Origin of the sequence: Synechococcus sp. PH41509, from assembly GCF_020514285.1 — a bacterium.
GTDB lineage: Bacteria > Cyanobacteriota > Cyanobacteriia > PCC-6307 > Cyanobiaceae > Parasynechococcus.
The window spans coordinates 25,337-51,374 of record NZ_VTLD01000008.1 but is presented as its reverse complement, the minus strand read 5'-3'; the positions used below and the strand labels follow the sequence as shown (position 1 = coordinate 51,374).

General features: G+C 60.1%; 26 protein-coding genes. 18 read left to right on the top strand and 8 right to left on the bottom strand.

Annotation, left to right across the window (positions count from 1 at the left end):
- The first annotated feature begins 6 nt into the window (after nt 1-6).
- Both FZZ88_RS04100 and FZZ88_RS04095 read left to right on the top strand, forming a co-directional pair.
- A complete protein-coding gene (locus FZZ88_RS04100; protein ID WP_166016101.1) occupies nt 7-894 on the top strand; it encodes a formate/nitrite transporter family protein in 888 nt (295 codons plus the stop codon).
- Entirely contained in the window at nt 848-1,624 is a 777-nt protein-coding gene (locus FZZ88_RS04095) for a HEAT repeat domain-containing protein (RefSeq protein ID WP_226423598.1), read from the top strand. Before FZZ88_RS04100 ends, FZZ88_RS04095 begins: the two co-directional genes overlap by 47 nt.
- Before the next feature lie 53 nt (nt 1,625-1,677).
- Here FZZ88_RS04095 and cynS read toward each other — a convergent pair whose 3' ends face one another.
- Nucleotides 1,678-2,163: a cyanase gene (gene cynS, locus FZZ88_RS04090; RefSeq protein ID WP_170951222.1), complete on the bottom strand. Its 486-nt coding sequence runs from the start codon at nt 2,161-2,163 to the stop codon at nt 1,678-1,680.
- A 195-nt stretch (nt 2,164-2,358) separates the two neighbouring features.
- Here cynS and FZZ88_RS04085 point away from each other — a divergent pair, with 195 nt between their 5' ends.
- Both FZZ88_RS04085 and FZZ88_RS04080 read left to right on the top strand, forming a co-directional pair.
- Nucleotides 2,359-2,529, top strand: coding sequence for a cyanate hydratase (locus tag FZZ88_RS04085; protein WP_166016099.1), 171 nt, complete (start codon nt 2,359-2,361; stop codon nt 2,527-2,529).
- A gap of 77 nt (nt 2,530-2,606) precedes the next feature.
- A complete protein-coding gene (locus FZZ88_RS04080) occupies nt 2,607-3,674 on the top strand; it encodes an anthranilate phosphoribosyltransferase family protein (protein ID WP_166016097.1) in 1,068 nt (355 codons plus the stop codon).
- Here the strand turns inward: FZZ88_RS04080 and FZZ88_RS04075 are convergent.
- Nucleotides 3,635-4,102: a GNAT family N-acetyltransferase gene (locus FZZ88_RS04075; RefSeq protein WP_166016096.1), complete on the bottom strand. Its 468-nt coding sequence runs from the start codon at nt 4,100-4,102 to the stop codon at nt 3,635-3,637. The genes FZZ88_RS04080 and FZZ88_RS04075 overlap by 40 nt on opposite strands.
- Between FZZ88_RS04075 and FZZ88_RS04070 the strand changes: the two genes are divergently transcribed.
- From FZZ88_RS04070 to FZZ88_RS04055, 4 genes are all read left to right on the top strand, one after another.
- A complete protein-coding gene (locus tag FZZ88_RS04070) occupies nt 4,101-5,390 on the top strand; it encodes an MFS transporter (RefSeq protein WP_166016094.1) in 1,290 nt (429 codons plus the stop codon). The two genes, FZZ88_RS04075 and FZZ88_RS04070, sit on opposite strands and share 2 nt — an antisense overlap.
- A 45-nt stretch (nt 5,391-5,435) precedes the next feature.
- On the top strand, nt 5,436-7,574 hold the full coding sequence (gene ppk1, locus FZZ88_RS04065) for a polyphosphate kinase 1 (RefSeq protein WP_166016092.1): 2,139 nt from the start codon (nt 5,436-5,438) through the stop codon (nt 7,572-7,574).
- A gap of 204 nt (nt 7,575-7,778) precedes the next feature.
- Nucleotides 7,779-8,765: an RpoD/SigA family RNA polymerase sigma factor gene (locus FZZ88_RS04060; protein WP_166016091.1), complete on the top strand. Its 987-nt coding sequence runs from the start codon at nt 7,779-7,781 to the stop codon at nt 8,763-8,765.
- Nucleotides 8,766-8,770: 5 nt separating this feature from the next.
- Nucleotides 8,771-9,421 (top strand): diacylglycerol/polyprenol kinase family protein, encoded by a 651-nt coding sequence (locus tag FZZ88_RS04055; RefSeq protein ID WP_166016089.1) that lies wholly within the window; start codon nt 8,771-8,773, stop codon nt 9,419-9,421.
- Between the two features lie 2 nt (nt 9,422-9,423).
- On the opposite strand, the gene FZZ88_RS04050 is transcribed toward FZZ88_RS04055, so the two are convergent.
- The gene (locus tag FZZ88_RS04050) at nt 9,424-10,491 is read right to left on the bottom strand and encodes a 3-deoxy-7-phosphoheptulonate synthase (protein ID WP_166016087.1); all 1,068 of its coding nucleotides are present in this window, start codon (nt 10,489-10,491) and stop codon (nt 9,424-9,426) included.
- Between the two features lie 96 nt (nt 10,492-10,587).
- On the opposite strand from FZZ88_RS04050, the gene acnB reads away from it, so the two are divergent.
- From acnB to FZZ88_RS04035, 3 genes are read left to right on the top strand one after another with little or no spacing between them, the layout of a single operon-like run.
- Nucleotides 10,588-13,170 (top strand): bifunctional aconitate hydratase 2/2-methylisocitrate dehydratase, encoded by a 2,583-nt coding sequence (acnB, locus tag FZZ88_RS04045; protein WP_166016084.1) that lies wholly within the window; start codon nt 10,588-10,590, stop codon nt 13,168-13,170.
- Nucleotides 13,171-13,188: 18 nt separating this feature from the next.
- Complete coding sequence (locus FZZ88_RS04040) at nt 13,189-14,634, top strand: ClC family H(+)/Cl(-) exchange transporter (protein ID WP_166016082.1); 1,446 nt, start codon at nt 13,189-13,191, stop codon at nt 14,632-14,634.
- A gap of 56 nt (nt 14,635-14,690) precedes the next feature.
- Nucleotides 14,691-16,277 (top strand): radical SAM protein, encoded by a 1,587-nt coding sequence (locus tag FZZ88_RS04035; RefSeq protein ID WP_226423597.1) that lies wholly within the window; start codon nt 14,691-14,693, stop codon nt 16,275-16,277.
- Here the strand turns inward: FZZ88_RS04035 and FZZ88_RS04030 are convergent.
- Together FZZ88_RS04030 and purU are read right to left on the bottom strand one after the other, a co-directional pair.
- On the bottom strand, nt 16,195-17,472 hold the full coding sequence (locus tag FZZ88_RS04030; RefSeq protein WP_166016080.1) for an O-antigen ligase: 1,278 nt from the start codon (nt 17,470-17,472) through the stop codon (nt 16,195-16,197). The genes FZZ88_RS04035 and FZZ88_RS04030 overlap by 83 nt on opposite strands.
- Nucleotides 17,469-18,323, bottom strand: coding sequence for a formyltetrahydrofolate deformylase (purU, locus tag FZZ88_RS04025; protein WP_166016078.1), 855 nt, complete (start codon nt 18,321-18,323; stop codon nt 17,469-17,471). The genes FZZ88_RS04030 and purU overlap by 4 nt, the downstream gene beginning before the upstream one ends.
- A gap of 71 nt (nt 18,324-18,394) precedes the next feature.
- Between purU and psbQ the strand changes: the two genes are divergently transcribed.
- Both psbQ and FZZ88_RS04015 read left to right on the top strand, forming a co-directional pair.
- Complete coding sequence (psbQ, locus tag FZZ88_RS04020; RefSeq protein WP_115024687.1) at nt 18,395-18,844, top strand: photosystem II protein PsbQ; 450 nt, start codon at nt 18,395-18,397, stop codon at nt 18,842-18,844.
- Nucleotides 18,841-19,911: an FAD-binding oxidoreductase gene (locus tag FZZ88_RS04015; RefSeq protein ID WP_166016464.1), complete on the top strand. Its 1,071-nt coding sequence runs from the start codon at nt 18,841-18,843 to the stop codon at nt 19,909-19,911. The genes psbQ and FZZ88_RS04015 overlap by 4 nt, the downstream gene beginning before the upstream one ends.
- A 43-nt stretch (nt 19,912-19,954) precedes the next feature.
- On the opposite strand, the gene dnaK is transcribed toward FZZ88_RS04015, so the two are convergent.
- Nucleotides 19,955-21,880, bottom strand: coding sequence for a molecular chaperone DnaK (gene dnaK / locus FZZ88_RS04010; protein WP_166016076.1), 1,926 nt, complete (start codon nt 21,878-21,880; stop codon nt 19,955-19,957).
- A gap of 116 nt (nt 21,881-21,996) precedes the next feature.
- Here dnaK and FZZ88_RS04005 point away from each other — a divergent pair, with 116 nt between their 5' ends.
- The 4 genes from FZZ88_RS04005 to FZZ88_RS03990 all read left to right on the top strand — a co-directional run bounded on the left by FZZ88_RS04005 (nt 21,997) and on the right by FZZ88_RS03990 (nt 24,215).
- Nucleotides 21,997-22,866 carry a shikimate dehydrogenase gene (locus tag FZZ88_RS04005; RefSeq protein WP_166016462.1) on the top strand — a complete coding sequence of 290 codons (870 nt, stop codon included), beginning with the start codon at nt 21,997-21,999 and terminating at the stop codon, nt 22,864-22,866.
- 25 nt (nt 22,867-22,891) lie between these two features.
- Entirely contained in the window at nt 22,892-23,368 is a 477-nt protein-coding gene (locus FZZ88_RS04000) for a Tic20 family protein (RefSeq protein WP_166016463.1), read from the top strand.
- A gap of 80 nt (nt 23,369-23,448) precedes the next feature.
- Nucleotides 23,449-23,835 (top strand): 30S ribosomal protein S6, encoded by a 387-nt coding sequence (gene rpsF, locus FZZ88_RS03995; protein ID WP_115025022.1) that lies wholly within the window; start codon nt 23,449-23,451, stop codon nt 23,833-23,835.
- A gap of 41 nt (nt 23,836-23,876) precedes the next feature.
- On the top strand, nt 23,877-24,215 hold the full coding sequence (locus tag FZZ88_RS03990; RefSeq protein ID WP_166016074.1) for a hypothetical protein: 339 nt from the start codon (nt 23,877-23,879) through the stop codon (nt 24,213-24,215).
- Here FZZ88_RS03990 and FZZ88_RS03985 read toward each other — a convergent pair.
- Nucleotides 24,207-25,418 (bottom strand): argininosuccinate synthase, encoded by a 1,212-nt coding sequence (locus tag FZZ88_RS03985; protein WP_166016072.1) that lies wholly within the window; start codon nt 25,416-25,418, stop codon nt 24,207-24,209. The genes FZZ88_RS03990 and FZZ88_RS03985 overlap by 9 nt on opposite strands.
- Entirely contained in the window at nt 25,418-25,606 is a 189-nt protein-coding gene (locus FZZ88_RS03980; protein WP_166015584.1) for a hypothetical protein, read from the bottom strand. Before FZZ88_RS03980 ends, FZZ88_RS03985 begins: the two co-directional genes overlap by 1 nt.
- Before the next feature lie 104 nt (nt 25,607-25,710).
- Between FZZ88_RS03980 and FZZ88_RS03975 the strand changes: the two genes are divergently transcribed.
- Complete coding sequence (locus FZZ88_RS03975; RefSeq protein WP_115024694.1) at nt 25,711-25,980, top strand: DUF3134 domain-containing protein; 270 nt, start codon at nt 25,711-25,713, stop codon at nt 25,978-25,980.
- Nucleotides 25,981-26,038 lie beyond the last annotated feature (58 nt).

Below are 26,038 nucleotides of genomic sequence, written 5' to 3'. Positions count from 1 at the left end.
CAACCGATGGACTACGTCCTACCTAATGAGCTTGTCGACGGCATGATTGCCGCCGGCGGCAAAAAATCAACGGTCAGCGTGAAGAACCTGCTGATCCGAGGCTTTTACTCCGGAGCCATCCTTGGCCTGGCAGTGATCCTGGCCCTGACAGTGGGCATCACCGTGAAAGCGCCCTTCGTCGGCTCGCTGCTGTTCCCCTTCGGCTTCGCCAGCATCGTGCTGTTCGGCATGGAGCTGGTCACCGGTAACTTTGCGCTGCTACCGATGGCCACCTGGGCTGGCAAAAGCACCTGGGGCGCCACCTTCCGCAATTGGGTCTGGGTCTGGCTCGGCAACTGGATCGGCACCGCAGTTGTGGCCGTGATCATGGCGATCAGCCTCACCAGCGGCACCATGGATGGCGCTGCTGACAATGTCGGCCCGCCGATCTGGGATGCCGTGGCCCAGAAGATCATGGCTCTCAATCAAATCAACGTTGAGAAGAAGTACGAGGCCCTGGGAAGCATGGGCTTTTTCCTCGCCTTCCTGCGCGGAGTGGTGGCCAACTGGCTGGTCTGCCTTGGCGTAACCATGGCTCTGGTGAGCAAGAGCGTTCCTGGCAAAATCCTGGCCTGCTGGCTTCCGATCACGGCCTTCCAATCGATGGGCATGGAGCACATCGTGGTGAACCAGTTCCTGCACACCGCTGGGCCGATCCTTGGTTCAGGTGTCCCCTTCACCAAGGTGATCTTCTGGAACTTCCTGCCGGTCACCCTGGGCAACATCGTGGGGGGCATGGTGTTCATCGGCATGCTCTTCTACAGCACCCACCGCACACATATGGAGAACGTGCTGCCGACCGAGCACGATGAAAAGCTGGAGCGTGAGCTCGCTGCTGAACTGGGTGCCCGCTGATCCATCCATGAACGACGAAGCCGTTCTCTGGGAACGGCTCGCCCGATCACGACGCGCTCCTTTGGAGCCCGCTTGGCTGGGGGAGGTCTACTCCCCCAGCCTTTCTGTTGATCTGCGGCGAGCCCTCTGCGAAAAACTGGGAATGCAGGCCGAGCGGGGCTGGCCCGTCATCCAAGAACTCCTCGCCAACCATGGGGTTCAAACCGATTTAGTGATGGCAGCAGGGCTGTGCCATCAGAGCGAAGCCCGCGATTGGTTGTTAGTTCAACTCGAGCAAACCTCGGACAACGAGGACGCCAACCTGATGGTGGTTCAGGCTCTGGCCTGCTGGGGAGCCGACGTTCCAGAGTCAGTTGTAGTGAATTGCCTGCATCACCCAGGCCAACTGCACCGCCTCGCCGGTCTGCAACTGCTCAGCTTCCGGTCCCACTGCCTCGACGACGGCGAACTGCTGCAGTACTGCCAAGAAGTCTTGAATGATTTTCGCGATCCAGTCGTTGTGGCCGCTATTCGGGTTCTGCAACGCCGCGATGGCGTATTGATCAGCGAAAAGCTGGCAGAACTGTGTCGCAACGGTTCCCTCCCTGTTGCAGAGGCAGCATTCCGCGCGCTGGGTTGCATCGCCACACCTGCCAGTCAGCGCTGTCTGCTGGAACTGAGCGAAGAACTGAATGACGACACTCGAAGGAAGATGGCAAGCACCCAGCTGAGCCAACAGTTTCGCCAATAAAAAAGCCCCGCTTTTGCGGGGCTTTGATGTCTTTAATCAAGACAACTGGTTGTTCACCACTTTTTGTAAGGCAGAAACTTGCCGCACATGGTGATTTTGACCCGATCACCTTTGGGATCTTCCACTTTGTCGACATCGAGGGTGAAATCGATCGCGCTCATGATGCCATCACCAAAATGCTCCTGGATGACATCCTTCAGAGGCATTCCATAGACCTGCATGATCTCGTAGAAGCGATAGATCAAGGGATCGGTGGGGATCACAGGATCAAGACTTCCCTTGGTGGGGAACTCCTGCAAAGCCGCGGTGATGGCCGGATCAAGGGAAAGAAGCGCAGCCAGCTTGTCAGCCTCTTCCTTCGAGGCCGTGGCTTGACCGTAGAACAATGAAGCAATCCAGACCTCATCAAGGCCCATGGCCGCTTCCAGATCGGCAAAGCTCATTCCCTTGGCTTTCTTGGCAGCCATCAAGCTGGCTGTGACGGTCTCCTGAGAAGGAGCTGACAACGACGGGGTCGAAGGAACAGCTGAAACAGTCATGATTAAACGAAAAGTTGTTATTGCCGCCTCAAAAACAGCGTTCCAAACCGGAACGTCTCAGCAGCTCAGAAACTGTTGCGCAAACACTGACTTAACAATGAAGCATCAACTACAAAACAACAGCCTGTTTTGAAGCAATCGGCACAGCCAACAGGCTCGTGGTGCGAGTGAAATTGAATTCAAAGAAGAATTTCGATGAGCCAATTTTTCCAATCCATGGCAACCCTGCTTCAGGGGCAATTCCTTCCACCGACCACAGCACCCCAACTGATGCTGGAACGGCTCTATTACGCCGATGGCCGCCACCACCCGGAGCATCCACGTCATGGCAGCTTCGAGGGGCTATCCCGTCTAGGCGGGCCCTGAGCTTTCGTAGCAATTGCTACCCCTGCCGGGTCAGTCGCTCCTGAAGACTGACCAAATCTTTAGGCCGGAACTTTGAGATGAGCGGAGTTCTCTCCGGCCGCGACCGCTTCAAACAGCACCTGCGCAAGGTGGGAAGCGGTGAACACACCAGCAAGGGCATGAGTCGCGAGGAAGCGGCTGATGCCATGGAGCTGATGTTGCAGGGCGCAGCGACGCCCGCACAAATCGGAGCCTTTCTGATTGCCCATCGCATCCGACGGCCCGAACCCCAAGAACTCACGGGGATGCTCGACACCTACCGAACCCATGGGCCGGTGCTGCAGTCGATGGCCGGCAGTCGAGCACCGCTGTGTTTCGGCATGCCCTACGACGGACGCACGCGGACAGCACCGATTTACCCGCTCACCACTTTGGTGCTTCTGGCCTATGACCAGCCGGTGGTTCTGCAGGGCGGTGACCGGATGCCGATCAAATACGGCGTCACCGCTGTTGATCTGTTCCGCCTTCTCAATCTCGACCTCTCAGGCCTGCCGATCAACGCCGTTGCAGACGGGTTCCAGCAAAACGGCTTCGCCCTGATCCATCAACCGGATCACTTCCCCATCGCGGAAACACTGATCGGTTACCGCGAAGAACTGGGCAAGCGTCCCCCGGTCGCCAGCCTGGAATTGCTCTGGACTCCCCATCAAGGCGACCACCTTCTCGTCAGTGGCTTTGTGCACCCGCCAACCGAGGCCCGCGCCTGGGAAGCCCTCAAGCAAGGCGGCGAGACCGATGTCCTCACTGTGAAGGGTTTGGAAGGAGGAACCGACCTGCCCATCGGCCGTGCCTGCATCACGGCACGGGTGCGGAACGGTGAAGCGGAGCGGTTGATCCTGCATCCCCGCGACCATGGTTGCCATGACGCCGACGTGGAATGGGCTGACGAAAGCACCTGGGCCGAGCAGGCGCGGGACGCCCTGCAGAACAAAGGCCCTCTCTGCGATGCCCTGCGCTGGAATGCCGGCGCCTATTTATGGTTCTCCGGTTGCAGTGAATCCCTGGAACAGGGCATTCAACGGGCGGAATCCATCATGCAGACGGGCCAGGCCCAAGCCAGGCTGGATCAACTGTGCACTTGGCGAAGCAGCTTGACCATCCGATAGCGCTCAAACGGCACGCCTCCGATCAGGATTGTTTCCGGCGACTCCACCACCCAGCCACGACGCTGCAGCAACGATCGGCTGAGCTGGCTGGCCTCCGTTCGCAATTGCAGGACGCCGGATGCCCAGGCATCCGCCTCAATCTGGTTCAGAAGGGCACTGCCATGGCCGCGCCGCGATGCCCGACCGCGGCAGTAGAGCAGCGACAGACGGTCTTCGGGATGACGGATCGCAAAAGCTGAACCGTCCGTGGTCAGCCAACCCGAGCCATCCCGGAACGTCGCATCCAGCACACCGGGCAACCAGGCCAGGGCAGCCCAAGCCCTGACTTGTTCCTCCGAATAAAGAAGAGGGGCCTGCGATTCGATCGCGTCGGCATAGATCTCCCGCAGAAGCGATTGATCCTCCGGAGCAATCGGACGCAAAGCCATGGCAACCGCCTGTGGGAATGTGAGTCTCTCCTGCGTGGCGACAAGCTTGCAGCGTCCCCGGATTCCCACACTGCTCAGCGCATTTCTCACGCTGCTCAACGACCGGCTCAGCGAAAGCATTGTTTTTCCGCTATTGCCATTTCTCCTGGCCCAGTTCGCCCCAGACGGTCGAACCCTGGGTCTGCTGGCGGGAAGCTATGCACTCGCTCAATTCCTGGTGACCCCGTTGATAGGAGCGCTGAGTGATCGTTACGGGCGCCGACCCGTGATCAGCATCTGCGTCGCAGGCTCAGTTCTTGGACTCGGGCTGTTTGCAGTAACCGTTTCCCTGCCTTGGCCCAGCCAAAGCCTTCTGCCCTTGCTGATGCTGTTCGCAGCGCGGATCATTGACGGCATCAGCGGCGGTACGGCTGCAACGGCTAGCGCAGTGCTTGCCGACATCACGCCTCCCGACAAACGAGCCCGTGCCTTCGGATTGATCGGCGTGGCCTTTGGCTTGGGTTTCATCCTTGGCCCCTTCGTTGGCGGACAACTGGCCCGGGTGGCGGTGTCACTTCCCGTTTGGGTCGCCACAGGATTCGCTGCACTCAACCTCTTGGTGGTACTCAATCTGCTGCCGGAGACCCATCCCCAAGACTCCCGCAAAAGCCTTCCCAGAAAACGCGACCTGAATCCGTTTGCACGGCTGAGCCAAGTGCTGATGAACCCCAGCGTGGGTCGACTCTGCGCTGCATTTTTCCTCTTCTTCCTGGCCTTCAACGGATTCACAGCCATCCTGGTGCTCTATTTCAAGCAGCGCTTCGGCTGGGGCCCTGAGCTGGCCACCACCGCATTCCTTGTGGTGGGAGTGGTCGCCACCGTGGTCCAGGGAGGGCTGATCGGTCCCCTGGTCAAGCGGTTCGGTGAATGGCGTCTGACCTTGCTTGGCCTGGGTCTGGTGATCATTGGATGCCTGCTGATCCCCAGCGTCGGCTCATCAGACCGAGCCGGCGCGATTTTTACCGCCGTCGGAATCCTTGCTCTGGGCACAGGCCTGGTCACACCAAGCCTGCGCAGCCTGGTGTCCAGACGCCTAGGCCGGGAGGGGCAGGGCAGCGCCTTGGGCAGCCTTCAGGCCCTGCAAAGTTTGGGAAGCTTTCTCGGACCCCCTTTGGCGGGGTTGAGCTACGACCTGCTCGGTCCTATGAGTCCCTTTGCAGCAGCGGCAACCGTTCTGGTGCTTGTTATCGGCCTCGTCGCCGGAAGCCCTCTTCCAGACATCTCCGATACACGAACAAGCGAATCCTGATTGCTACGTTTTGGCTAACGACACGAACGCCGAGACGTTCAGCCCATGTGCGCAGCAGCCCTAGCCCCGGAGCACTACATCAACCGGGAGCTGAGCTGGATCGCCTTCAACGAGAGGGTGTTAGCCCAGGCCCTTGATCCGCGCACACCCTTGCTGGATCAAGCCAAGTTCAGCGCCATTTTTAGCAACAACCTCGACGAATTCTTCATGGTTCGCGTGGCTTCCCTGAAGTCACAGGTGGAGGCCGGCGTCAGCAAACCGAGTGAAGACGGCATGTCACCCCTGGAGCAGCTGCTTGCGATCCGAGAGCAACTCATTCCCCTGCTGAAGCAGCAACAGGTGCACTACCGCCAACACCTGAAGCCAAAGCTGCTGGAACACAACGTTGAACTGCTCGATTACAAACAACTCAACGAAGACCAGCGCACCTGGGTTGACAACACCTTCCAGACGTCGGTGTTTCCGGTGCTGACGCCCCTGGCTGTCGATCCAGCCCATCCATTCCCTTTTGTCAGCAATCTGAGCCTGAACGTCGCCGCTGTGGTTGTTGACCCGGAGACAGGGCAACGTCAATTTGCACGCGTCAAAGTTCCGCAGAAGAACCTTGCTCGTTTCATCGCCATCCCCTCAGAACTGAGCGGCACTGAAGACAAACCAGTTCACACCGCCATTGCTCTCGAGCAGGTGATCGCCTTCAACCTTGAGGTGCTGTTTCCTGGCATGACGATCGAAGGGCACTACTTCTTCCGCGTGACGCGGGATGCGGATCTGGAACTGAGGGATCTGGAAGCCGATGACCTGATGCTGGCCCTGGAACAGGGGCTGCGGAAACGGCGGATGGGCGGTGAGGTGGTGCGCCTCGAAGTTCCCAACGAGATGCCCAGAGACGTTGTGGAGATGCTGATGACCGGGTTGAGCGTGGAAGAGGAAGACCTTTACGTGATCGATGGACCCCTGGGCCTGGACGACCTCTTCGGGCTGACCGGGCTATCACTGCCGAAACTCAAAAGTCGTACCCAGGGAGGCCAAACACCGGCTGTGCTTGCACGCAGTCAGCAGCACCTTGTTGAAGAGGGCGCGATCAAAGCGGATGAATTCGAATCGATCTTCTCGGTGATTCGGCGTCAGGACATCCTTCTGCACCATCCCTACGAGCTCTTCTCCACAACCGTCGAAGAGTTCATCAATCAGGCAGCGGACGATCCCCAGGTGATGGGCATCAAGATGACGCTCTACCGCACCTCCAAAGACTCTCCGATCATCGCTGCCCTGATCCGCGCTGCTGAAAACGGCAAGCAGGTGATGGCACTGGTGGAATTGAAAGCACGATTTGACGAAGACAACAACATTCAATGGGCCCGGCACCTGGAGCAGTCAGGGGTTCACGTTGTCTACGGCGTGCTTGGGCTCAAAACGCACACCAAGATCGTTCTGGTGGTTCGTAAGGAGAAAGAGAAGCTACAGAGTTATGTGCACATCGGCACTGGCAACTACAACTCCAAGACCTCGAAGCTTTACACCGATCTCGGGTTGCTCACAGCCAACCAAGAGCTGGGACAAGACCTGGTTGAACTGTTCAATTACCTCACCGGTTTTTCGAAGCAGCAAAGCTTCCGTCGCTTGCTCGTGGCACCCGTCACGTTGCGAAAAGGTATGGAGCTGTTGATACGACGAGAGATTGAGCATGCCCAACAAGGCACACAGGCCGTGATCCGAGCCAAAATGAATTCCCTGGTCGATCCCAGCATCATTTCGCTTCTTTATGAAGCGTCTCAAGCCGGAGTCAAGATCGAATTGATCATTCGCGGCATGTGCAGCCTGTATCCAAACCGCCAGGGGTTGAGCGAAAACATTCGGGTGATCAGCATCATCGGCCAATTCCTAGAACATTCGAGGATCTTTTGGTTTGCCAACGGTGGCTCTCCAGAGGTTTATATCGGCAGTGCCGACTGGATGAGCCGCAACCTGGACCGCCGTATTGAAGCGGTCACACCAATCGAAGATCCAGAACATCGCCAGAAACTGGAACGCCTGCTGCAGCTTTACCTGAATGACAACCAAGGCGCCTGGGACATGCAGAGCGACGGCACATTTACACAGCGCAAACCAACGAATGAGGCCCCAGAACGCAATTCCCAGATTCAATTGGTCAAGGAATGGAGCAAGGGCATCCAATCCTTGTAATTCTTTGGTTTTTTCAAAAGCGCTGCGTCTGTGATGTCCGATACAACATCACTTCAAAAACAAACTTGAAGCAGCCACGATCACGCCCGCAACAGTTGCTTCGAGAACGAAAAGATTTAGATCCGGAAATTCTTCCGATTCGAAACAGTCATCGCTGTTGCTCGGTGCTAAGTTCAGCCCAAATTCATTCAGGAGACCAGGGTGATGGGGATCCCTCTGGAATCTTCCGGCACGACACATCAGTCGTCCCGGAGAGAACCTGCGTTGCCGTCCACTGGACGTCGACCATCTTCGCGACAAGGAGGGCGGCTCGCCACCGACTCCATCGGTTTTTACTTGAGCAGCATCGGACGTATTCCGTTGCTGACGGCAGCCGAAGAAATCGAACTTGCACATCATGTGCAAGCAATGAAACAACTTCAGGAGTTGCCTGAGGAGGAGCTGACCTCTCGGCATCGGCACAAGATCCGCATGGGCAAACGGGCCCGCGATCGGATGATGGCAGCCAACCTCCGCCTCGTGGTGAGTGTGGCCAAGAAATACCAGAACCAAGGTCTTGAACTTCTCGACCTGGTTCAGGAAGGTGCCATTGGCTTGGAGCGAGCGGTCGACAAGTTCGACCCCGCCATGGGCTACAAATTCTCCACCTATGCCTACTGGTGGATTCGCCAGGGCATGACGCGGGCCATCGACAACAGCGCCCGAACCATTCGCCTGCCGATCCACATCAGCGAAAAACTCTCGAAGATGCGTCGCATCTCCCGAGAACTATCCCACCGCTTCGGTCGTCAACCAAATCGGCTTGAGTTGGCGAGTGCCATGGGCATCGAACCCAGGGAACTGGAAGATCTGATGTCCCAGAGCGCACCCTGTGCATCGCTGGATGCCCATGCCCGTGGCGAGGAAGATCGCAGCACCCTTGGCGAACTGATCCCGGATCCCAATGGTGAAGAGCCGATGGAAGGGATGGATCGCAGTATCCAGAAAGAACACCTCGGTGGCTGGCTGTCTCAACTGAACGAGCGCGAGCAAAAGATTCTGAAGTTGCGGTTCGGTCTTGGCGGTGAAGAGCCTCTGACCCTTGCGGAGATCGGTCGTCAGATCAATGTGTCCCGCGAGCGCGTCCGACAGCTGGAAGCCAAAGCGATTCTCAAGCTGCGGGCCATGACCAACCACCAACAAGCCGCATAAGCAACTTGCTTTCCTTCACCGGACCCATCGCCATCCTCTGCTGGATGGCGATGGTGACAGCGGGAGCCGTGTTGTGTCGTCGCCTTCGTCCGAACCAACGGGAACTCAGTCGAAAAATTGTGCACATCGGAACCGGAGCCGTGGTTCCGATGGCCTGGGTCTTTCAGATTCCTTTCGTTGTCGCCATCCCAGTTGCGATGGTGATCACTCTTGCTACGGCGATCAACCACCAATGGCGCTTCATCCCCGCCGTTGAGGATGTGAATCGCAACAGCTACGGCACAATCGCCTACGGAATAGCGATCACAACGCTGCTTCTGCTGTTCTGGCCAACCCGAGCCGATGCCGTTTCCGTAGGGGTTCTCGTGATGGCACTGGGAGATGGGTTAGCAGGGTTGATCGGCAGGGGCGTCGACTCACCGAAATGGGAGCTCTTCGGTCAGACCAAGTCAACCGTTGGCACCATGACCATGGCAGGTGTCACGGGCCTGGTGCTGATCGGACTGGCCCGATGGTCGGGAGCTGACCTGCCCCTGCAAGCAGCCTTCAGCATGGTGGCCATCGCAACCGGCCTGGAACAGCTCAGCTGGCGCGGACTCGACAACCTCAGCGTTCCCCTCAGCGTTGGCATTCTGTGGAGTCGACTGGTGGTCTGATCTCAAGCAGTGACCGTCTGTTTGCGACTGGCAACGGCCGCGGCCAGATCATCCAGCAACGCTTCGGTGGTCTCGAGGCTGATACAGGCATCCGTGACGCTCTGGCCGTAGGTCAGCTGCGACAAGTCGGAGCTGAGCTTCTGATTGCCTTCCACCAGATGGCTCTCAATCATGACGCCCATCACGTGATTGGAGCCACTCCGCAACTGCTCGGCAACGCTGGCCAGCACCTCCGCCTGCCGCCGGAAATCTTTGTTGCTGTTGGCATGGCTGCAATCCACCATCAGACGGTCCTGCAGACCGGCCTGGCTCAACTCCGCCGCGGCCGCCTGCACGGCCTCCAGGTGGTAGTTGCTGCCTGGGCTGCCTCCGCGCAGCACGAGATGTCCATAGGGGTTACCCGTGGTGCTGACGATAGAGGCATGACCCTCACGATTGATGCCGAGAAAATGGTGCGGCTTCGAGGCAGCCTGCATGGCATTGATCGCGATGATGACGCTGCCATTCGTGCTGTTTTTGTAGCCGATCGGCATCGACAAACCTGACGCCATTTCACGGTGGGTCTGACTCTCCGTCGTCCTTGCACCGATCGCGGTCCAGCTGATCAGATCAGCGATGTACTGCGGGACCACTGGATCGAGCAGTTCCGTTGCAGCAGGCATTCCCTCACGGGCGAGATCCAGCAGCAATCCCCTGGCCCGACGCAAACCCGTGTTGATGTCATAGGAATCATCGAGATGGGGATCGTTGATCAACCCCTTCCAACCGACCGTGGTCCGGGGCTTCTCGAAGTACACCCTCATCACCACATCCAACTGATCCTTCAGGCGCTCACGGATGGGTGCCAAACGCTGGGCATACTCACGGGCTGCTTTGACATCGTGAACGGAGCAGGGACCCACCACCACCAGCAAGCGGTCATCACGACCGCTGAGAATGTCCTGGATGCGCTGGCGGGCGGACGCCACGGTCTCGAGTGCCGCCACATCAATGGGCAGCTCCTGATGCAACACCGCAGGGGCAACCAGGGGACGTGTCTCCACCACATGCAAATCGGAGGTGGTGGCCATGAGTGGACGCGAGAGTCCGACCAAGGCTACGCACCCCGCTCACTGTCAACAGACACGGTCCGGAAGAATGGTGTTCGTCCCTGAACAGAGATCTCCATGCTGAGCGCTTACCGCGAGCTGGCCGCCGCCCGGGAAGCCCAGGGCGTTCCCGCTCTTCCGCTCAACGCCGAGCAGACCCAGGGACTGACCGAACTGCTGCAGAACCCTCCTGCCGGCGAAGAAGCGTTCCTGATGCACCTGCTCAGCGACCGGATCCCCCCGGGTGTGGATGAAGCCGCTTACGTGAAGGCCACATGGCTCAGCGCCGTGGCCCAGGGACAAGCCACCAGTCCCCTGGTGTCACCGCTCGAAGCCACGCGCCTGCTGGGGACGATGGTGGGTGGATACAACGTGGCCGCCCTGATCGAGCTGCTGAAGAACCCTGACGCTGCACTGGCCGGCTGTGCTGCTGAGGGACTCAGTCGAACGCTGCTTGTTTACGACGCGTTCAACGAAGTGATGGATCTAGCGGCAGACAACCGCTTTGCCCAACAAGTTGTGGACAGCTGGGCCGCAGCCGAGTGGTTCACCTGCAAGCCGGAACTGGCCGACAGCATCACCGTCACGGTGTTCAAGGTCGAGGGCGAAACCAACACAGACGATCTCTCGCCGGCCACCCACGCCACTACCCGGCCGGATATCCCTCTCCATGCCCTGGCGATGCTCGAAACCCGGGATCCAGAGGGTCTGAAAACGATCGCGACCCTGAAAGACAAGGGCAATCCCGTGGCTTACGTCGGTGACGTGGTGGGAACAGGAAGCTCCCGAAAGAGCGCCATCAACTCGGTGCTGTGGCACACCGGCAATGACATTCCCCATGTGCCCAACAAACGGGCCGGTGGCGTGATTCTTGGCGGCAAGATCGCCCCGATCTTCTTCAACACCGCCGAGGACTCCGGCGCCCTACCGATCGAATGCGATGTCAGTGAACTGAACACCGGTGATGTCATCACGATCCGACCCAATGCCGGCACGATCGAACGCGACGGCACCGTGGTGAGTCGGTTCGAGCTCAAGCCCACCACGATTAGCGACGAGGTGCGGGCCGGCGGTCGCATCCCCCTGATGATCGGTCGCGCCCTCACCGACAAGATACGCACCAAGCTTGGCCTCAGCCCTTCGGAACTGTTCATCCGCCCCTCGGCACCGGCGGACACAGGCAAGGGCTTCACCCTGGCTCAGAAAATGGTGGGCAAAGCCTGCGGCCTCGCCGGCGTCCGACCCGGCACCAGCTGCGAGCCGCTGATGACCACCGTCGGCTCCCAAGACACCACCGGCCCGATGACACGGGACGAAATGAAGGAACTGGCCTGCCTGGGCTTTTCCTCCGACCTAGTGATGCAGAGCTTCTGCCACACCGCCGCCTATCCGAAGCCGGTGGATCTGCAGACCCAAAAGGACTTGCCCGACTTCTTCGCCCAACGCGGTGGCGTGGCTCTGCGGCCGGGTGACGGCATCATCCACAGCTGGCTGAACCGGATGCTCCTCCCCGACACCGTCGGCACCGGCGGCGACAGCCACACCCGCTTCCCCCTCGGCATTTCCTTCCCAGGAGGCTCCGGGGTTGTGGCCTTTGCGGCCGCCATCGGCGCCATGCCGCTGGACATGCCGGAATCCGTGCTGGTGCGCTTCAGCGGGTCATTGCAACCCGGCGTCACCCTCCGGGATGTGGTGAATGCCATCCCCTGGGTGGCCATTCAGCGGGGGCTACTCACCGTTGAAAAGGCCAACAAGAAAAACCTGTTCAATGGCCGGATCATGGAAATCGAAGGTCTCCCCGACTTAAAGCTAGAGCAAGCCTTCGAACTCACCGATGCCAGCGCCGAGCGCTCCTGCGCCGGCTGCACCATCAAGCTCTCAGAAGACACAGTGAGCGAATACCTGCGCAGCAATGTGGCGCTGCTTAAGAACATGATCGCCCGCGGCTACAGCGATGCCCGCACCCTTGCCCGCCGAATCAAGGAGATGGAGGCCTGGCTGGCAAACCCGCAGCTGATGAGCGCCGACCCTGACGCTGAATACGCCGAAGTACTGGAAATCAATCTGAACGAGCTCACCGAACCCGTGGTGGCCTGCCCCAATGACCCCGACAACGTGAAGTTGCTCAGCGAGGTGGCCGGTGACCCGGTACAGGAGGTTTTCATCGGCTCCTGCATGACCAACATCGGTCATTACCGAGCCGCGGCGAAAGTGCTGGAAGGCGCCGGTCAGAACACGGCGCGCCTCTGGGTCTGCCCCCCGACTCGAATGGACGAGGAAACCCTGAAAGCCGAGGGCTACTACACCACCTTCGAGGCCGCAGGGTCCCGCATGGAGATGCCGGGCTGCTCCCTTTGCATGGGCAACCAGGCCCGCGTGGAGGACAACACCACCGTGTTCTCCACCAGCACCCGCAACTTCAACAATCGCCTGGGCAAAGGTGCTCAGGTGTACCTGGGAAGCGCAGAACTGGCCGCTGTCTGCGCCCAGCTGGGTCGAATCCCCACCCCGGAGGAGTACAGCAGCATCGCGGCCGAGAAAATTGATCCCCTCTCCGACGAGCTCTACCGCTATCTGAACTTCGATCAGATCAGCGGTTTTGAAGACCAGGGGCGTGTGGTCAGTGCTGACGACGAAGCAACTGTTCTGGCTCAGGCCTGATCCCTAATCACCTCATCTGTGCCAGCCCTGAGCGAACCCAAACAACGACGCCACCTCCTGGGCTCCAGCCGGAGCATCAGGAGGTTGTTGGAGCGCCGCTGGCTGGTGGTGGTCCTGGCTCTGGCGCTCACTGGACTCGGAGCAGCCATCACCGGCCTGCTGTTTACCAGCGGCATCAACCTGCTGCGGGACTGGCGGCTTGATCTGCTCGATGAATTTCCTGCCTGGGTGGTGCTCCCCGCCCTCGGCGCCATCGGGGGCATGGTCTCCGCCTGGCTGATCACCAACCTGTCTCCAGCAGCTGGCGGAGCGGGGATCACCCACATCATGGGTTTCCTGCGCCACAGGTCGGTACCGATGGGGCTTCGGGTGGGCCTGGTGAAGCTCGTGGCCGGCATCATTGCCATCGGCTCAGGCTTCCCTCTAGGCCCAGAAGGCCCAGCTGTGCAGATGGGCGGCTCCGTTGCCTGGCAGATGTCCCGCTGGCTTCGGGCACCGGTGGCCTTTCGGCGAGTGATTGTCGCTGCAGGCGGCGGAGCAGGCATTGCCGCCGTGTTCAGCGCTCCCATCGGCGGATTCATCTACGCCATCGAGGAGCTGCTCCACTCCGCTAGGCCCGTGGTCCTGTTGCTGGTGATCATCACCACCTTCTCGGCCGACACCCTGGCAGATGTGCTCGGCTTTCTCGGTCTCAACCCTGGGGGCAGTGGGTTGAACAGCACCATCGGTTTTCAACTGGAGCGGGAATACACCCCCCTAGTGCGCTTCCTGCCTGTCGATCTGCTGTACCTGATCGCTCTCGGCGTGGTGATCGGCGTGCTGGCGGAGCTGTACACCCGCTACGTGCTCACCATGCAGCGGCAGGGCAACCGTTGGTTCGGTGACCGGCTGATTCTGCGCATGACCCTGAGCGGACTCGTGCTGGGCTGCGTCTATGCGGCCCTGCCCGACGCCTTCCACAACCCCAGCGAGCTGAAGCACCTGATCGGAGCCGGCAAGGCCGACATCAGCCTGGCCCTCGCCAGCTTTGTGGTGCTGTTCTTCAGTACCGGTCTGGCGGCGGGCTCAGGAGCACCGGGGGGACTGTTCATGCCGATGCTGACGCTGGGAGGAGCCATTGGTTTGGCCGGCGGCATTGGCGTTGAGGCCCTCACCGGCCACGTTCCCACCACTTACGTTTTCGCTGGCATGGGTGCCTTCGTTGCCGGCTGTTCGCGAACCCCGATATCAGCCATGTTCCTGGCGTTTGCGCTCACCAAGGATCTGCTCATCCTCAAGCCCATCCTGGTGGCCTGCCTCACCAGTTTCCTGGTGGCCCGGTTGTTCAATCCGGATTCCATCTACGAGCGCCAGATGGGTATGGAGCTGGCCTCCGAAGACCGAATGCAACTGCGCTTGAACCGTCACCGCCGACCGTTTGAAGCCCCCACACCAGCCAAAGGCCCTTCAGGAGATCCACTCTGAACCAGGAAACACTGCTGTTTGAGCCGGCCTTACCTGAGCCCGGAGCCCTGCAGGCCGTGTTGGCCTTTCCCAGCTCCTATTCCGTGGGGATCACAAGCCTGGGTTATCAGATCGTCTGGGCCACATTGGCGCAGCGCAGTGATGTGGACGTTCGGCGACTGTTCACGGACCAGCACGATCCCTTGCCCCGCCATTGCGATCTGTTCGGGCTCTCCCTGAGCTGGGAACTCGACGGCCCTGTGCTGCCGGAGCTACTGCAGAACCAACGGATTCCGGTCTGGGCCCTGGAGCGGGGAGATGAGGACCCCATCGTGTTCGGCGGCGGACCGGTGCTCACGGCCAACCCCGAACCCCTGGCACCGTTCTTTGATGCCGTGCTGCTCGGAGACGGCGAACTTCTGCTGCCCGCCTTCATCGACGCTCTGCAGAGCTGCCGGCAGGCATCGCGGGCGGAACGACTCCGACACCTGGCTCAGGTTCCAGGGGTATACGTGCCGTCGCTGTATGCCCCGCAATACGACCCAGACGGCGAGCTGATCGGCATCGAACCGATTGATCCAACAGTTCCGGCCCTCGTCGAAAAGCAGACCTGGCGAGGCAACACCCTCAGTCACTCAACGGTGGTCACCCCTGAGGCCGCTTGGCCCGACATCCACATGGTGGAGGTGGTGCGCAGTTGCCCTGAACTTTGCAGGTTCTGTCTGGCCAGCTACCTGACCCTTCCGTTCCGGACGCCGTCGTTGGATGACGGTCTGATCCCAGCCGTGGAGAAAGGCCTGGAAGCCACCAAACGCCTTGGCCTGTTGGGTGCTTCCGTCACCCAGCATCCCCAGTTCGCCGACCTCCTCCACTGGCTGGATCAGGACCGTTTCGATGACACCCGCGTCAGCGTTAGCTCGGTGAGAGCAGCCACCGTGACCCCGGATTTGGGTCGGATCCTGGCCAAACGGGGCAGCCGCTCCCTGACCATCGCCATCGAAAGCGGCAGTGAACGGATGCGCGAGGTGGTGAACAAAAAACTCACCACGGAGGCCATCCATGAGGCGGCCCGACATGCCAAACAAGGCGGCCTCTCGAGTCTCAAGCTCTACGGGATGGTGGGCTTGCCGACGGAATCGGATGACGACGTCGAAGCAACGGCAGATCTCCTGCTGGCTCTCAAAAAAGGAACAGCCGGACTGCGCTTCACCCTGGGGGTGAGCACCTTTGTACCCAAAGCCCAGACCCCCTTCCAGTGGCAAGGGGTCAGACCGGAAGCTGAGAAGCGCCTCAAACGCCTGGCCAAAAGGTTGAAACCGAAGGGAATCGAGTTCCGACCGGAGAGCTATGGATGGAGCGTGATTCAGGCCCTGCTCTCCCGCAGCGACCGTCGCCTGGCCCCGGTGATCGCGGCCGTTGGCGAAGACCGCAACAGCATGGGCGGCTGGAAAAAGACCTACCGGGCTGCTCTCAACGGTGAGCTCCAACCAATGCCAGGGCCAGCCCTGCCGCCGCCGCCGCAATGGAGTGCAGTGATCCACGAACCATGGGAGGCCTCACGGATCCTGCCCTGGACCCACCTCAGGGGCCCCCTAGCTCCGACGACGCTGCGGGACCATCACGATCAGGCCTTGGATCAGGTGTCTGCGCAACCTCCTGGTTAAAGGCAGCCAAACCCGCCAACAGCGTCCAGCCGAGAATATTGAGGCGACTGTCGAAAAACGGCAGGTCGGTGGCATGCATCGCCACCAGCACAAGCGTGGCGGTCCACCAGGCCCGTTCCATCGGTGCTTTTTGCAGGATCCCCTTTCGCAGGGCCACAACCAGCAACAGGAGCACCGTTCCGACAATCAACACCATCACCGGAAGGCCGTGGCTGATCGCCAACTCCAGCGGGAGATTGTGGGAATGGCCATGCCAACGCTTGGCCGCATAAATCGGATAAAGCACGCTGAACGCGGCTGCCCCCCAGCCGAGCCAGGGACGGGCCGCAACCAACTCCAAGGCATACCCCCACTGGCCCAGACGGGTGTGTTTCCACGCGGTGGGCCCTCCCCGCTCCAGAAGCCGATCGAGAATCGGCTCCGGCACCACAGCCATGCCCAGTTGACGCCATCCAGGGGGGACACCGGGCAGCACCACCAAGAACAACGGAGAGGCCAACAACAACAGGAGAGGGAGCAACCAGAACCACTGCATCGGTCCCAGAACGAAGGGAATCGCCAAGGCCAGTGCTCCCATGGCATTGCGCGACTGGGTGAGCAAAACAGCAACAACCGTCGAAAGCGTGAGCAACAAAGCCGCACCACGCCGCATCCACCCATCCGGTCGCAGCACAGCTGCCAGCATCAAAGGCCAAACCACCCCGAGCCAGGCTCCCGCCATGTTGGCGTAATCAAACAGGGCCGAAAGCCGCCCTTGCGGCTGGCCACCGGGGGCAACGAACCAGATGATGGCGCCGCCTCCAAGTTGCCAGGGACCCTGCCAACCCAGAAACATTTGCCCCAGGCCGGTCAGCAGCACCGGCAAGGTTCCGGCCAGCAACATCCAAGCCGCCTGGCGGCGCTGCCGTTCGCTGGCGAGATGGGGCCGAAAGGCCCAGAAAGCCCAGAAAAATGGCAACCAATTGGCCAACCCAGCCCAGGCAAGGGATCCTGTTTCGGCCACCAGGGACCCCACCAGCATCAACAGGGAAGCGACAAGAAACGGTTGCGTCCAGCGGTCCTGCCAAACAGGACAATCCCTGCCACGACTTCCGCTGACACAAGCCACAAGGAGACAGATGCCCGAGAGCAGAGCACTGGAGGGAAGCAGAAAAAGGCCGAGCTGGAACGCCTGACCGCCGCGATGAGACGTCATGCAAAAACGGCGGTGCGTCCTCGGTAAACCATCACCTGACGGCGCAGATGCAAGCGAAGGGCCCGCGCCAGAGCAAGGCGTTCGGTGTCACGGCCCTTGCGGATCAGATCCTCCACCTCATCCCGGTGGCTGACGGGAACCGTGGTTTGCTCAATGATCGGACCATCATCCAGATCCTCAGTGACGTAATGCGCTGTGGCACCGATGAGCTTGACCCCACGGTCCCAGGCCCGGTGGTAAGGCTGCGCGCCCTTGAACGCTGGAAGGAAGGAATGGTGAATGTTGATGACCTGTGGAAATCGCTCGAGAAACTCCGAACTAAGAACCTGCATGTATTTGGCCAGCACCGCAAGTTCAACGGCGTTCTCCTCAAGCAGCTGCAAGATTCGGTGCTCCGCTTCGGCCTTGGCATCCTTTCTGACAGGCACATAAATAAAAGGAATCTCGAACGACGCACACAGGGGTTCCAGATCCGGATGATTGGCGATGACCAAGGGAACCTGCATCGGCAGCTCTCCGCTTTGGACACGCCAAAGCAGATCCTGCAAACAATGGCTCTGCTTGCTGGCAAAGATCGCCACGCGGGGAAAGGCGTCTGAGAAGTGGAGCTGTGCCTCACCACCAAGCTGCTCTCCTAGGGCCTGAGCTGCCTCGGGCAGGGCATCCCGGGGAATGCCGAAACCCTTGAGCTGCCATTCGATCCGGCTGAGAAACAACCCTGCTCCGGCGTCGGTGTGGTGATCGGCATGGCGAATGCTGCCGCCATTGGCTGCCACCCAACCCGCTAATTCGCTGACCAAGCCCGGGCGGTCGGGACAGATCATCTGGAGGATGACCGTGGCGTCACTCACAACAACCTTTGAAAAACAAATTCTCCCGCGCAGGAGGGGCTGGTTAAAGTCGCAGAAAATTTTTGATCACCATGCTGAAGGCTCTGAGACGCCTGGCTGCTTTCTGCCTCTGCGTCGCGTTGAGCATGGGTCTGATGGCCCCGGCTGCTGTCGATGCTGCCGGCATCAATCCTGATGATTTGGGGGTGATCCGCCGCCAGGCCGCAGCATTTGAAGCCACCAAGTCTCGTCTGCCTGATCTAGCCCGGCTGGTGAGTGAAGAAGACTGGGTGTTCACTCGCAACCTCATCCATGGCCCCATGCAGGAAGTGGGCCGGGAAATGCTGTACATCAACCAGCGCTTGGATAAGAGCGACCGCAAAGCGGCCGACAAGGTGGCCCGCTCCTTGAAGGAAGCCATGGCCGATCTTGATGAGGCAGCGCGTCTGCAGGATTTCAGCCGCATGCAGAAGTCCTACAGCGCCGTCGCAGCCGGATTTGACGCCTACAGCGATCTGATCCCTGCTGAGGCCCTCAGCTGACCCGCTCCATCGGTGTCATTGGTGCTGGAGCCGTTGGCCTCAGCACCGCCTGGCATCTGGCCCAACGAGGTCATCATGTCTCTGTTTACGACCCTCGCCTGAACGACCCCGTTCATCGCCAGGGATCGGCAAACGATCTCAGTGGCACGTCAGCCTCTCTTGGGGTGCTGATGGGACATGTGTTTCGCCGCAGCAGCGGGCGGGGCTGGAGGCTTCGCCGCCGGAGCATGGAGCTCTGGCCGCAATGGATCGGAGCGCTACAAACGCACCAGCCTGAGCTCAAGCTGCATCTGGGCTTATTGCAAATCGCCGAGGACGAACAAGCGGCTGAACGGATGGAGTGGCTTGCTAGCCAACGCATCGACCTAGGCCTGGAAATAGTCTCCAAAGAAGCGCTGAACAAGGTCTGGCCGACAGCCACCCATGGTGGGCTCCACTCGCGTCACGACGGTCGAATCGACCCGCTGCTGCTTCAGCAAGCTCTGCGAGAGGCTCTGAAGGAACAGAGCGTGGAGCAGACCACCACAGCAGTGGTCCACCTGGAGCGCAACAACAACCAGTGGAGTGTGCATCGATCCGACGGTGAGAGCACAATCCATGACGTCGTTGTGCTGTCCACAGCACTGACCACGGATGCTCTGCTGGAACCCCTGGGCCACGCCCGAGCGATGACGCCGGTGTTGGGCCAGGCTCTGTCACTCCAGCTAACGACGGGGCCAACAAGCTGGACCAACTGGCCCTCAGTGCTGGTGGATCAGGGCTTCAACCTGATTCCCACATCACCCGGGTGCTTGCTGCTTGGGGCCACCGTGGAACCGGGTGATTGCGCTGGCGCAGCCCCCATGACCCTGATGCGCAGCCTGAATGGGCGAGCACCGGAATGGCTGCGCACAGCCACCGTGGTCGACCAGTGGAAGGGCCTGCGAGCCCGCCCCATGGACCGCCCGGCACCCCTACTAGAGGAGCTGGAACCTGGACTGATTCTTGCCAGCGGGCATTACCGCAATGGCGTACTGCTCGCACCTGCCACAGCGGAGTGGGTTGCCGCTGCACTCGAGCAGCCATAAAAAAGGGCCCCGCAGGGCCCTAACGCGTCGATGGATCAACCGATCACTTGGTCTCGGTGAACTCCGCGTCGATGACGTCGTCGCTGGCGTCACCACCACCGGCGTTAGCACCGGCACCAGCACCAGCACCGGCATCAGCACCAGGAGCTCCGCCGCCCGCTGCAGCACCCTCCTGCTGATAGACGGAAGCACCAACGGTGTAGAGCTCCTGCTGCAGTTCCTCCAGCAGGGTCTTCATCGCGTCGTAGTCGTCTTTCTCAGTGGCTTCCTTGAGCTTGAGGCGCTTCTCCTCCAGCTTCGCCTTGGCGTCAGCATCGACTTTGTCGCCCAGTTCGCCCATCTGCTTTTCAGCTTGATAAACGAGGGTTTCAGCCTGGTTCTTGAGGTCGATCTTCTCGCGCTTCTCCTTGTCAGCGCTGGCATTGGCCTCGGCGTCCTTCACCATCTTGTCGACTTCGGTATCCGACAGGGTCGACGCACCGGTGATCGAGATGGACTGCTCCTTGCCGCTGCCTTTGTCCTTAGCGGTGACGCTGAGGATGCCGTTGGCATCGATGTCGAAGGTCACCTCGATTTGAGGCACGCCGCGGGGTGCTGGAGGAATGCCATCAAGACGGAAGGTTCCGAGCGACTTGTTGTCGGATGCCATCTCGCGCTCACCCTGGAGCACGTGAATCTCCACATTGGTCTGACCATCCACAGCCGTGGAGTAGGTCTCTGTCTTCTTGGTGGGAACCGTGGTGTTGCGGGTGATCATCTTGGTCATCACACCGCCGAGGGTCTCCACACCCAGAGAGAGGGGCGTGACGTCGAGAAGAAGGATGTCCTTCACCTCTCCGGCCAGCACACCGCCCTGGATGGCAGCTCCAACAGCCACCACCTCGTCGGGATTCACCGTCTGGTTGGGATCTTTACCGGTGATGCGCTTGACCAGTTCCAGCACAGCCGGGATGCGGGTGGAACCACCCACCATCACGATCTCGTCCAGCTCACCGGAAGAGAGCTTGGCGTCCTTGAGCGCCTGCTCCACGGGCATGGCACAACGATCAATCAGCTTGGAGGCCAGTTCCTCGAACTTGGCGCGGGTCAAGGTGAGGTCTAGGTGCTTCGGACCCTCAGGCGTGGCCGTGATGAAGGGGAGGTTGATCTCGCTCTGAGTGGCATTGGACAGCTCAACCTTGGCTTTTTCAGCGGCCTCGGTCAGACGCTGCAGAGCCTGCTTGTCCTGACGAAGATCAATGCCTTCGTTGGATTTGAAGGTCTCGGCCAGGTGATCCACGATCACCTTGTCAAAATCGTCACCGCCGAGGTGGGTGTCACCGGCGGTGGAGAGCACCTCGAACACGCCGTCGCCGACTTCCAGAACGGAAACGTCGAAGGTGCCTCCGCCGAGGTCGAAGACCAAGATGCGCTCATTGCTCTTCTTGTCGAGGCCATAGGCCAGAGCCGCAGCGGTGGGCTCGTTGATGATGCGCAGCACCTCAAGACCAGCGATCTTGCCGGCGTCCTTGGTGGCCTGGCGCTGGGAATCGTTGAAGTAGGCGGGAACCGTGATCACCGCCTGGGTGACGGTTTCACCGAGATACTTTCCGGCATCCTCAGACAACTTGCGCAACACCTGCGCTGAGACCTCCTCAGGTGCGAATTGCTTTTCGAGAACCGGGCACTTCACCTTCACGTTGGAGCCGGCCTTCTCAACGCCGTAGCTCACCTCCTTCGATTCCTCGTTCACCTCATCGACACGACGGCCAATGAAGCGCTTGACGGAATAGAACGTGTTGTCCGGGTTCATCACCGCCTGACGTTTGGCGATCTGACCCACCAACTGATCCTGGTTCTTGGTGTAAGCAACCACGGAGGGCGTCGTGCGGAAGCCCTCGGCGTTTGCGATCACGGTGGGCTTGCCGCCCTCCATCACGGAAACACAGCTGTTCGTGGTGCCAAGGTCAATGCCGACAACCTTTCCCATCGTTGCCCACCTCCTGAGATGGTGATTTGAATGGGCTCATCCTCCACATCAGACCCGGTGACAGGCGAGGTGTGGTTCCCGAACAGGCAGGCTGGTGGAGCGATCCGGCCCTGGCAATGATCAACGGCGGCACCAGCCTTTTGGGCCTGCTCGGCAATCCAGTGCGCCACTCGCTTTCGCCGGTGATGCACAACGCAGCCCTCGAATCAATGGGGCTCAACTGGCGCTACCTGGCCCTTCCTTGCGAAAGCGAGAGCCTTGGTTTGGTGTTGCAGGGTCTCAGAGCCGTTGGCTGCCAGGGCCTCAACGTCACCATCCCGCACAAGCAGGCCATCGCTGAACTCTGTGATGAGCTGAGCCCTCTGGCGCGGCGACTTGGTGCCGTCAACACCCTGGTCCCAGGGGTCGATGGTGGCTGGTACGGCACCAACACCGACGTGGAGGGCTTTCTGGCACCACTTGGTGCCAACGAAGACTGGGCCGGACGCGATGCCGTAGTGATCGGCTGCGGCGGATCGGCCCGTGCGGTGGTCGCCGGCCTGCAAAGCCTGAAGCTGAACACAATCACCGTGGTGGGACGACGAAGCGAAGCCTTGCAGGCCTTTAACACCGATCTGCAACAAGACAATGCCCCTTTAACGGCCTGCCTCGAGAACGCGCCCCAGCTCAAAGAAGCCGTCGCCCAAGCAGCTCTCGTGGTGAACACGACCCCGGTGGGAATGGCACAGCACGGTGACCCCAAAGCAATGCCCCTGGGTGCGGAACTCTGGTCAGGGCTGAGCCCAAAGGCGGTTTTGTACGACCTGATCTACACACCAAGGCCGACCAGCTGGCTCGCAACTGGGCAACAACGGGGCCATCGATGCATCGATGGCCTCGAGATGCTGGTGCAGCAGGGCGCTGCCTCGCTGCGGCTCTGGAGTGGTCGAAACGACGTTCCAACCGAAGCGATGCGAAGCGCCGCCGAGACTGCTCTTGCGACCTAACGTCGCAGTAAGTCCTAGCCCCACCGTGCAGATTCCCCTCTGGCAGCGGCTACTCGCACCGCTGGTGTACCTGCTCCCCTGGAGTGACGCCATTCCCTTTGGCCTCGGGGCTGACGGTGTGTTTAACCAAATCCCTTTGCTCAGACTGCTGATCGTTCCAGCAGTGCCTCTGATCCAACTGAGGGTGGGGGTGCCTTTTGGTGGCCTGCTGCTGTTCTTCGTGCTTTTTCTGGCGGTGGTTCGGAATCCAGCCGTTCCCTACTTCCTGCGATTCAACACTCTGCAGGCCTTGCTCACAGACATCGTGATCGTTGTTCTGAGCTTTGCCTTTGGGATCCTGCTCCAACCAATTGCTGGAGGCAGCTTGCTGCTGAGCACCCTTTCCAGCACGATCGTGATCGCGGTGCTGGCCATTCTGGTGTTCGCTCTTGTGGAGTGCTGGCGAGGGCGTGAACCGGATCTGCCAGGCCTCAGCCAAGCCGTGCGCATGCAGCTCTACTGAAGGTGGAGGGGCACACCAGGGGATAAGGTGTTGGATCCGTCGCTCACTCCGGTGAGCCTGAAGCCCCGTTGGAGCTGCCCATGACGCACGATCCGTACTACGAAACCATGTACATCCTCCGTCCGGACATTCCGGAAGAGGAGGTCGAAAGCCATGTCACCAAGTACCGCGACATGCTCGTGGAAGCCGGTGCTGATGTGCTGGACAACCAGATGCGCGGCAAGCGCCGCTTGGCCTATCCGATTGCCAAGCACAAGGAAGGCATCTACGTGCAGCTGAGCCATAATGGCGATGGCCAGCACGTTGCTGTTCTCGAGAAGGCCATGCGCCTCAGTGAGGACGTGATCCGCTACCTGACCGTGAAGCAGGAAGGTCCCCTTCCCGCCCCTCGGGTGATGCCTGGTAGTGAAGCGGCTCAGCAACAGCAAGCCGAAACAGCTACAGCTGCAGCTGCATCAGCTGACTGATCAGCATTGTGTGATCCGTGGGCGGGCGATAGCGTCCGCCTATGAATCCCTCGGAACAGCAACATCAGGCACCAGAGCCCCAGTGGACCCAACCGGTTAAACCTTCTGATCCATCGAGTGTTTATCTGCGAAGGATCGCGGACCTCGAGCAGCAGGTTGAGACCTATGAAGCATTGCTCGATGAACTGCCCGATCTGTTCGAGCGGAAGTTTCAACAGCGCTTGGAACCGTTAATCGAGCGCTATCGCTTGTTGGCCGATGCAAGCGGGCATCCCAACTGGCTCGAGGCAACCCCGAAACCGACGGAAAGGGGAAACGTCCTGCGCTTCCCCCGCTTCCAACTACCAGGGTTTCTCAAGACACAGCGCCCCTCAGCCTGAAAGTCGGTGGGATGCTGACCAGAGTCGGGTTGGCAGACCCCAGACGTAAATGAAGCCCTCCGCAGCGCGGTGGTCAAACTGATCCTCACTGCCGTAGGACGCCATCTCTGGGACGTAAAGACTGCTGTCCGCCGAGCCGCGACCGGTGACCGTGGCTGTTCCCTTGTGGAGCCGGAGACGAACGACACCATTGACGTAGGTCTGGGTGCGATCCATGAAGCCGTCAAGAGCATCCTTGAGGGGGCCATACCAAAGACCTTGGTAAACCAGGTCAGCCCACTGCATCTCCAATTGCCGCTTGCTGCGCAGAACATCGGCGGCCAGGGTCAGGCTTTCCAGTTCCTGGTGGGCCTGGATCAGAAGCAACAGCCCCGGCGTTTCATAGATCTCCCGGGATTTGATTCCCACCACCCGGTTCTCGATCATGTCGAGACGACCAATGCCGTGGGTTCCCGCCAAACGGTTGGCTTCACGGATCAACGCCACGGGATCCAGACGCTGCCCATTGATCGCAACAGGATTGCCCGCTTCAAAAGCAATCTCGATCTCTTCTGAGGCGTCGGGAGCAGCCTCCACCGATCGAGTCATCGCGAAGACCTCTTCCGGCGGAGCCACCATCGGATCTTCCAGAGGTCCAGCCTCGATGCTGCGGCCGAGCAGATTCAGATCAATTGAGTAGGGCGATTTCTTGCTCACCGGGGCGGGCATCCCAAAGCGTTCGCCGTAAGCGATGGTCTCCTCTCGGCTCATGCCCCACTCACGGGCGGGGGTGAGGACCTTGAGATCAGGGGCAAGCGCTGCGATAGCCACATCAAAACGCACCTGGTCGTTGCCCTTGCCTGTGCAGCCATGGGCGACAGCATCAGCACCCACTTCCCGGGCCACCTCGACAAGGCGCTTGGCGATCAGAGGCCTGGCCAGAGCGGTGGAGAGGGGGTAACGGCCTTCGTACAGGGCATTGGCACGAATCGCCGGAAAAGCGAAATCCTTGATGAACGGCTCGATCAGATCTCCCACCAGCGACTGACTGGCACCGGCATCGAGCGCTTTCTGACGAATCGGTTCCAGCTCATCGCCCTGGCCGAGATCTGCAGCAAATGTGATCACATCCTCCACGCCCCATTCCTGCTTGAGGTACGGGATGCAGACACTGGTATCCACTCCCCCGGAATAGGCGAGTACCACCTTCTTGGCGCGGCCCATCAATGGGTCTCCTGATCACACTCCTCTGATTCTCTCGTCTCGCCGGCCGCATCCTGATGTGAGGTCACAAGCAGCCATGCACCCAACACCGCAGCCGGAGAAAAGACCAGGAGCAGCGCAAGGATCCAGGAGGTCTGCAACGGTTCAGGCCGCTGCAGACCCCACCAGTGCAAGCCAGCACTGATCATCAGAGCCAGACCCCACAGGACAACCAGAAGCGCAGGTTTATTCAGCTGGAGCTCGAAAACAGCACGTGGTCTATCTTGGTTGATTGGCCTGTGTCCGTCCCTGCATGAGCGATCTGGTTGATTTAAACGCCCTGGACAGCGTCAACCCGTCCCTCACCCGCTACGGGCGCCGTGACCCAGCACCCGTGCTGCCCCTGCGAGAGGAGCCCGATCTCCTGTCCTGGCTGGAAACCAGCGGCCGTCTCGTCGCCGACGAAGAATCCGGTTCGCCCGAAGTGAGCACTGTCGAAGAGGAAGAACTCTCGGCGCTCATGGGTGAGAAAGAGGATTACAACAAGGATGACGAGCAGAATGAGGAGCAGTGGGAAGACTGACATCCCCCAATCACTGACTGGTCGTCACTGAGCGACTCATCTAGGGTCCCAGCGACCA

Coding starts and splice junctions, on each gene's coding strand:
- FZZ88_RS03980 (WP_166015584.1), bottom strand. CDS start 25,606: ATGATCAGTGCTGGCTTGCACTGGTGGGGTCTGCAGCGGCCTGAACCG.
- FZZ88_RS04095 (WP_226423598.1), top strand. CDS start 848: ATGAAAAGCTGGAGCGTGAGCTCGCTGCTGAACTGGGTGCCCGCTGAT.
- FZZ88_RS04060 (WP_166016091.1), top strand. CDS start 7,779: ATGGGGATCCCTCTGGAATCTTCCGGCACGACACATCAGTCGTCCCGG.
- dnaK (WP_166016076.1), bottom strand. CDS start 21,880: ATGGGAAAGGTTGTCGGCATTGACCTTGGCACCACGAACAGCTGTGTT.
- rpsF (WP_115025022.1), top strand. CDS start 23,449: ATGACGCACGATCCGTACTACGAAACCATGTACATCCTCCGTCCGGAC.
- FZZ88_RS03975 (WP_115024694.1), top strand. CDS start 25,711: ATGAGCGATCTGGTTGATTTAAACGCCCTGGACAGCGTCAACCCGTCC.
- acnB (WP_166016084.1), top strand. CDS start 10,588: ATGCTGAGCGCTTACCGCGAGCTGGCCGCCGCCCGGGAAGCCCAGGGC.
- FZZ88_RS04080 (WP_166016097.1), top strand. CDS start 2,607: ATGAGCGGAGTTCTCTCCGGCCGCGACCGCTTCAAACAGCACCTGCGC.
- psbQ (WP_115024687.1), top strand. CDS start 18,395: ATGCTGAAGGCTCTGAGACGCCTGGCTGCTTTCTGCCTCTGCGTCGCG.
- FZZ88_RS04050 (WP_166016087.1), bottom strand. CDS start 10,491: ATGGCCACCACCTCCGATTTGCATGTGGTGGAGACACGTCCCCTGGTT.
- FZZ88_RS04005 (WP_166016462.1), top strand. CDS start 21,997: ATGATCAACGGCGGCACCAGCCTTTTGGGCCTGCTCGGCAATCCAGTG.
- FZZ88_RS04070 (WP_166016094.1), top strand. CDS start 4,101: ATGGCAACCGCCTGTGGGAATGTGAGTCTCTCCTGCGTGGCGACAAGC.
- FZZ88_RS04075 (WP_166016096.1), bottom strand. CDS start 4,102: ATGGCTTTGCGTCCGATTGCTCCGGAGGATCAATCGCTTCTGCGGGAG.
- ppk1 (WP_166016092.1), top strand. CDS start 5,436: ATGTGCGCAGCAGCCCTAGCCCCGGAGCACTACATCAACCGGGAGCTG.
- FZZ88_RS03985 (WP_166016072.1), bottom strand. CDS start 25,418: ATGGGCCGCGCCAAGAAGGTGGTACTCGCCTATTCCGGGGGAGTGGAT.
- FZZ88_RS04085 (WP_166016099.1), top strand. CDS start 2,359: ATGAGCCAATTTTTCCAATCCATGGCAACCCTGCTTCAGGGGCAATTC.
- FZZ88_RS04030 (WP_166016080.1), bottom strand. CDS start 17,472: ATGACGTCTCATCGCGGCGGTCAGGCGTTCCAGCTCGGCCTTTTTCTG.
- cynS (WP_170951222.1), bottom strand. CDS start 2,163: ATGACTGTTTCAGCTGTTCCTTCGACCCCGTCGTTGTCAGCTCCTTCT.
- FZZ88_RS03990 (WP_166016074.1), top strand. CDS start 23,877: ATGAATCCCTCGGAACAGCAACATCAGGCACCAGAGCCCCAGTGGACC.
- FZZ88_RS04100 (WP_166016101.1), top strand. CDS start 7: ATGGACTACGTCCTACCTAATGAGCTTGTCGACGGCATGATTGCCGCC.